The organism is Chitinispirillales bacterium, from assembly GCA_031254455.1.
Taxonomy (GTDB): Bacteria; Fibrobacterota; Chitinivibrionia; order Chitinivibrionales; family Chitinivibrionaceae; genus WRFX01.
On sequence record JAIRUI010000059.1, the window covers coordinates 1 to 6,886 of the forward strand.

Genomic DNA, 6,886 nt, shown 5'->3' on the forward strand with positions numbered 1-6,886 from the left:
ATGTGTCCGCTTATAGAAATATAGCGCATCGTCTAAAGCGTAGATTTAAGATAAAATATCTTTGCACAGACGGAAACTATGCTTACGATAAAGTAAATATAGCCCAACGCCATTTGATAAGTTTATGTTTTGTGGCTTACAAAGTTTATAAAGAGTTTGAACGCATTTTGAAGATAAAAAATATCGACTTAAGTGTTGACAAAATCATAAATATAGCAAAAACCATTACGACATTGAAAATCAAACTGCCCACAAGCGGAGAAACGATTAGCAAAACAATGCAGATAACGCAAAAACATAAATCTATTGCACTATTATTTGACGAAAATTTTTGGTCGCCTTAAAATGAGTGTCGCATTGATGAAGTCAGGTGTATTATGGAAACTTATACAGTTTATTCCAGAAAAACATCGGCGTTCCTTTTGCGAAATGCGGAACAATGAGCGATGTCGCTTTGGTGATTCCGTTTATTTCACCTGAAATTTTACGCTTAATCCCCTCCGAATTGTCAAACGGATAAACGGCGGTTGCGGGGATTATTTTTTTTTCGTCGGCAAACTTGTGTTTCCGGTAAACTGCAAATTTTTCATAACCGCAGTTTTGCGCCGTTTTCACAATTTTTTCATTCCACGAACCGTATGGAAACGACAACGCCGATACGGGTTTTCCGGTCAATTTTTCTATTTTTGCTTTTGAATGAACTAGCTCGCCGTACAAATCGTTTTCGTCAAGAAGCGTTAAATCAAGATGCCTGACGCCGTGGCTTGCGATTTCCCAGCCGAAATCCGATAATTCTTTTATGTTTTCGGCGGACATCATATTTTTTGTACTATAAAAATCGTCGATTTTTTCGTTTTCGATAATGCCGCTTGCGATAAATACCGTCGCCGTCAAATTATATTTTTTTAATATCGGATAAGCGATATCAAATACGGATTTGTCGCCGTCGTCAAAAACTATTGAAATATTGTTTTCGCTTTGCATTGAATATTGCGAAAAAACGACCGCCTTTTTGGACGATAAACAAATTTGTTCGCAAAATTTATATAATTGTTTTGCCGAGATCTGCGAGAGTGATTTGGGATGTTTTTTTGATATTCTATGAAAAAGCAAAACGCCCGTTTTTTTGCTCTTTTGTGAAAAACAAAGCAAAATAAGACCGATGAAAAACGGTATCGCTGTAAGTGAGAAAAAAATAACCATCGCTTGAGTATTCTATTTTTATCTTTTTAGCAATTTATCAAAAAAACTTTTTTTATATTTCGGATTGACCGGCATTTTCTTTTTTGCTATAATTTGTTCCATTTTTTTAGAATTTACATCTACCGATGTATATAATATGGTTTCCGGTGAAATCCATGCGCCATCCTGTCTATTTTCAAATGCCGCTTTTATAGGGTTAATTTCTGCATTATCGACAGGAACGGTAATTATGTTTTCCGGTTCTTCAAATAAGACGTCCTCAACGATAGGATCGTATTTTTTCATTTTGGAATTCGTGGACCGATCTTGATCTGACGAAGCGCCGTATTCCATAGCGGTATCCAATATGACGTCTTGAATAACAATTTCATGTTTTTGCGGTTCGGAAATTTCAAATTCGTCATTTTTAACTTCGTCGTTTTTGACTTCAACGCCAAACGTATCGTCCAAATAAATTTCTGAATAACTTTCGGAATGTTGTATTGCGGTTTCTTTGTTTTCTTCAGGAATTTGTATTTTTTGTTCGTCGTCTTTTTTCTTATCGGCTGAAATGTCTTTTATTTCCGTAACGCCTTCGTCAAAATACGAATCGTAAACCGATACCGTCTCAGAACCTTTTTGATTCTTTACGTCGTACGATTCTTTATCGGTGTCGGCTTTATCGTCGTCAAGGAACACGTCGGAATAATTTTCTTTGTCCGAAGTCTTGTTTTTTTGTTGTATTACAGGCGAATCTTCATAATCGGAGATAATCTCAATTTCATCTTTCGGCAAGGCTGTGTTTGGTTCCACATTCGTTTTTTTCTTGCCGTTTTTAGTACCTGCCATTAAAATCTCCCAAATTTTAGAAAATTCAAATTACTACTAACCGTCTATGATCTATGCAAAAACTCATTATACATTACATAAAAATAAAGTTCTGTCGTTTCGACAGAACAAAAAATAAGGACTTTGACTAAAGATACACTCTAAAAGAACATGCAAAAATCGTACTATCTGAGAGCTCTGTTTACATGCTCTTTATCTACATTCCTTTTAATAGCGTCTGCGAACGAACGGTCTAATTCAATAGCGGCAATACTGCCTTCGTCAACGTCTGTAATGTAAATAGGCGTCGGATTGTCAAGGTATCCTTGTATTTCAACATCGTCAAATACGTAAGCTTTTTTAGCGTCGTTTCTGGTCGCAAGACGTTTTTCAAGCCAACCTTCGTTTCCGGCGTCGGTTCTGACTTTGTAGTAATTACCTTTCGTTTCAATAACGCGAAGGACGTTTGCCTTGCCTACCGTCTCTATGGCTTTTTCGTTCATTTGTCGAACCTGATTGGCGTAAACGCCGACATTGTCACTATTTGGAACGACATAAAAAGTTTTCTGCGCGAAAGACGAGGTGACTGTAAACAATAATCCGATTAATGCAAACTTGAAAATACGCATAATTATCCTCCTTTATGAGTAAACTCATTCTCATGTATATTATGTAATATAATAAAATTCGTACAAAAAAACCGAAAATTTTTATTTTTTTTGCAAAAAAAAGTTAAAATCTCAAGAAATTTTGAATTTATTCTTTTTTATCGAACAAATTTTTAAGCGCCGGAGTCGATAAATTGGCGCTTTTTACTTTGAGTATCCCTGCGATTCCGCCGAAATCAATATTTTCCGGAGTGGTCGCCGCCGTAAGATTTTCAAATTTAATTTTCTGATAAACTTCTTCACGATTGACGCTCACGTTACGCGGAGCATCTACGCCGATTTTACAATGATGTCCGTCCATAGCCACTATTTTAATTGAAATATGGTCTCCTATACGTATCGATTCCCCTTCTTTTCTTGTCAGTATCAACATATCGTTACCTCATTACCGGTTCACGCGTCGAATACTGGGAATTTTCCAAAATTATCTGCCGTCCTAATTTTTCTTTGGTGTTAATAATCACTGGCGCCGCAAGGTTTAGCGTCGATTCGCTGGGTAAAGCCGAAATCGTTACAAACGCATACATCAGTATATCTTCCGAATTTTGTAAACACAAATCTTCCACCTGAGTGCGCGAAATATTCGGAGAATATTCGTTATATACGATCATCGGGTTAAGCATCGCAAACCGTAATTTCGTTCCGTCAACGCAAACGAGCCACTCAAAAGGAGCGTAATTTTCATTTCGGATAATAACGAATTTTTTATTATCCTCAAATCCCGGAATGCCGTCGTTAAAAGTTATGACATCGTCGGGTGAAAATACCAAATCTTCAAAAGTATATTCCAATTATCAAACTCCGGTTATTGTTTTCATGTATAAAATCTTTTTTGCCATGTATAATATGCAAGAATTTTTTTCAATCTGTTTTTTAAGGATTTAGGTTTATCAGTTTATTCGTATTAAAGTCTAATTTTCGGTAGTAACAGTTTCTCGCTTCTCCTCTTTTGTTTTTTGTATGGCAAATATTTTCTTTCGTAGGACGGACTTTATACACGAGCGAATTTTGTTCACAATTTACAAAGATTTCCAATAATTCAAATTTTGCTCCGGAAGCCGCTCCCTTTACCCAAATTTCGTTTCGCGAAGTACTGAAAAAAGTCGCAATTTTGGTTTTAACGGACAATTCCAACGCCTCTTTATTGATATAGGCTATCAAAATTATTTCATTTGTATCGGCGTTTTGAACCGCGACGGGAATGACTCCGATTTTTTTTTCGCAGATTTCCGAAAGTTTGTCAAAATCCAATTTTAACTCGCTTGTTTCTTCTATTTCTTTACTCATTATTCCATTCCGTTAGTAACATACTTATAACTTGACGCTATCCAATCCAAGTTTCTTTTTCACTTCAGAAAGCGTAATACCCTGTTCAAGAAGTTCAAGAAGTTTTCGTCTTTCTTCCTGTCTGCCTTCCTGCCTGCCCTCTTCTTTCTGAACCCGCAGAGCGTCATCCCAATTCCATTCCGTTAATAACATACTCATAACTTCTCCTCCGTTATTCTCCAAAAATCTCTTTAATACGTTTCGCTTTACGCAGTCGCTAGCCGCTTCGCGTATCGCGTCTTCTCTACCCATCCTCTTCTCATATTCCCGTTAAGACTTCGTTCATATAAAACTATTCCTTTATTTGCAATTGTCCGCTCTATTGTCGGCATTTTACTATGTGTTTCAAATTTATTTTTATAGTTAGCAAGAATATCTACTGAGGTTTTAATAGGTTGTTTATCTAATGTTTTGTAAATATCTCCCATAACGACAAATGGATTTTCATCTTTGTCGTTCAAAACGATATAAAAGTCATAATCGCTGTCTTTTTTTGGATTCCCGTAAGCATAAGAACCAAACAAAATAATTTTCTCGCAATCTTTGACGGTTCCAAGAATTTTATCTTTAATATCAAGAATTTCATCGCTTATTTCCATATTTCTCCTGATTTTAAAGTATTACATATGAAATATACTATTTGTCCGTTTCATAAAACACAAGCGGAATACAAAGAGATTTGCATTCCGCTTGTGTTTTGAACCGTTAGAAATTTTCTAATAGGTTACTAATGATGGACTGTTACAGGCAAATACTCCGAACAGACAATCTATTACGGAATAATCTAACAAAACAAACTTTTTTTGTTTCCTATCAAAAACATAATATTATTTTACATATACCAAATAACGATGGATTGTTGGAATATTCAACTTTTCATTTGTGTTCTTTATGTCTTTTTATTGAATAAATAGGGTTGAACTTTCTAATCGGTTGTTCTGCCTATTAAACACCTATTTATTCAACACAGGTGAAATTCATCGTTATTTGGTAAAACTATGATTATGGGTGGGACAGCCTTTCTAAGTTTTACCGCTGCCTTCTTTTCCATAATTCATAAGTTATTAACTTTTGTATGCACTATTGGAGGTTTTTATGGAAGCGGGAAACAGATTTCTAAAAGTAATGTCGGCGATGGTGATTGCCGCAGTTGTAGCGATGGGACAGGTAGATATAACGGATAAGTTCACCGACCCGAACTTTAAGGCGAAAGTGTATAAGGCAATAAATAAAACCGCTCCCGCTCCGATATACGACAGCGATGTGGATACTGTAAAATCGCTTATCCTGGCAAATTCCAGAATATCTTCTTTTGCCGGCATAGAATATTTTACAGGATTGACGACGTTGGATTGCGACTACAATCGACTGACAACACTGGATGTGTCGAAGAATACCGCCCTGACGGAATTGTATTGCTCCAGCAACCAACTGACAACACTGGATGTGTCGAAGAATACCGCCCTGACGGCGTTGGATTGCTCCAGCAACCAACTGACAACACTGGATGTGTCGAAGAATACAGAACTGGGATGGTTGGACTGTTCAAATAATCAATTGACGACATTAGATTTGTCGAAGAATACAGAACTGATATATTTGGACTGTTCAAATAATCAATTGACGACATTAGATTTGTCGAAGATGAATACTAAAAGTTGGTGGTATCTTGATGTAAGGGCAAATTATTTAGAGAACGAAAGTAAAATTCTTGGGTTGAATGAGTTGTCTATGGACGTGTTTTATTTTCATCCGCAAAAAACAAATAATACCAACACAGTAACGTTTAACTCACTCGGCGGTTCGCCGGTAGATCAAGTAACAGGTGTTTTGGGATTTTCAAGGATTAACGAACCTGACGAACCGACAAGAGACGACTATATGTTTGTCGGCTGGTACACAGACACGGAATGGAAAAATTTGTGGAACTTTACAAGTAATATTGTAACACAAGACACTATTCTTTACGCAAAATGGCATTACACATTAGGGGAAGATATAGAAATCTTTGCTGATACGACGACTTATATTTATGACGGCGGCGAGCAAAGAATCGGGACGGTAAGACTTTATTTAAAAGGCGAGAAGAAAATATTGGAAGAAGGCGTCGGTTTTACTGTCGATAAGTATGAAAACAACATAGACGCAGGAAGAAATGCGATCGCAATGATTACCTTAATCGATGAATATGAACACAGCGGCATTACAAAAAAACCGATACAGTTTGAAATACAAAAGTGTACGGTTTCGGTAAGTTGGGAGAACACAACTTTTACTTATAACGGTGAAAGGCAAGTGCCTACTCCGACAAGCGGCAATCCAAAGTTTCCTGCTAAGGTGATAAAAACAGATTACGAAAGCATAAATGCCGGAAGTAATCGTGTGTATGCAGGTTTAGTAGAGCCGAACAATAATATTATCCTTTCAGGCGAACAGCAAGCCTACACTATAAATCCCAAAGAAATTAGAGTGATTTGGGGAGAGGAACGGGAATTTGTTTACAATAAGATGATACAACATCCTGCTTGGAGTTTAGAGTCTGATGAAATTGATAGAAATCATGTTTATATAGCTCCCACATACTCTGTGGTCGGTGAATACACAGAGGTAAACGGTCTTGCACCTGTTGTTCAGATAGTACCGGAACACAATAGCAATATTTACCACAATAATTATACTCTTGTCAACACCAGAGTTGATTACAAAATACTTCCCAAATCTCTGACCGCACGCCTGAAAGGTACGGTGAACAATAAACTTAGCCTGAGTTACAAATATGAGACGGAAGCGGAGTTGGAGGAACATCTTAGCGGCATGGTAGAATATGTAGGCTTTGCAAGCGACTCTACAGGAACCGATAGCGAGAACGACCTGCGTGAGAA

The 6,886-nt window shown here is 36.9% G+C and carries 9 protein-coding genes and 1 pseudogene; 2 read left to right on the forward strand and 8 right to left on the reverse strand.

Features of this window, described 5'->3' with window-relative positions:
- Positions 1 to 344, forward strand: a 344-nt coding sequence (locus LBH98_04160) for a hypothetical protein (protein MDR0303953.1), incomplete at its 5' end; no start/stop codon positions are given.
- 31 nt (positions 345 to 375) lie between these two features.
- On the opposite strand, the gene LBH98_04165 is transcribed toward LBH98_04160, so the two are convergent.
- From LBH98_04165 to LBH98_04200, 8 genes and pseudogenes are all read right to left on the reverse strand, one after another.
- Entirely contained in the window at positions 376 to 1,203 is an 828-nt protein-coding gene (locus LBH98_04165; GenBank protein ID MDR0303954.1) for a polysaccharide deacetylase family protein, read from the reverse strand.
- Between the two features lie 18 nt (positions 1,204 to 1,221).
- Positions 1,222 to 2,031 (reverse strand): hypothetical protein, encoded by an 810-nt coding sequence (locus LBH98_04170; protein MDR0303955.1) that lies wholly within the window; start codon positions 2,029 to 2,031, stop codon positions 1,222 to 1,224.
- Between the two features lie 164 nt (positions 2,032 to 2,195).
- Positions 2,196 to 2,639 (reverse strand): hypothetical protein, encoded by a 444-nt coding sequence (locus LBH98_04175; GenBank protein ID MDR0303956.1) that lies wholly within the window; start codon positions 2,637 to 2,639, stop codon positions 2,196 to 2,198.
- Between the two features lie 250 nt (positions 2,640 to 2,889).
- A pseudogene (gene csrA / locus LBH98_04180) lies at positions 2,890 to 3,051 on the reverse strand (carbon storage regulator CsrA).
- Positions 3,052 to 3,055: 4 nt separating this feature from the next.
- Positions 3,056 to 3,469: a flagellar assembly protein FliW gene (gene fliW, locus LBH98_04185; GenBank protein MDR0303957.1), complete on the reverse strand. Its 414-nt coding sequence runs from the start codon at positions 3,467 to 3,469 to the stop codon at positions 3,056 to 3,058.
- 82 nt (positions 3,470 to 3,551) lie between these two features.
- Positions 3,552 to 3,965 (reverse strand): hypothetical protein, encoded by a 414-nt coding sequence (locus tag LBH98_04190; GenBank protein MDR0303958.1) that lies wholly within the window; start codon positions 3,963 to 3,965, stop codon positions 3,552 to 3,554.
- Between the two features lie 24 nt (positions 3,966 to 3,989).
- Complete coding sequence (locus LBH98_04195; GenBank protein MDR0303959.1) at positions 3,990 to 4,256, reverse strand: hypothetical protein; 267 nt, start codon at positions 4,254 to 4,256, stop codon at positions 3,990 to 3,992.
- Entirely contained in the window at positions 4,211 to 4,603 is a 393-nt protein-coding gene (locus tag LBH98_04200) for a nucleotidyltransferase domain-containing protein (protein ID MDR0303960.1), read from the reverse strand. Before LBH98_04200 ends, LBH98_04195 begins: the two co-directional genes overlap by 46 nt.
- A 496-nt stretch (positions 4,604 to 5,099) precedes the next feature.
- On the opposite strand from LBH98_04200, the gene LBH98_04205 reads away from it, so the two are divergent.
- Positions 5,100 to 6,886, forward strand: a 1,787-nt coding sequence (locus LBH98_04205) for a leucine-rich repeat domain-containing protein (protein MDR0303961.1), incomplete at its 3' end; no start/stop codon positions are given.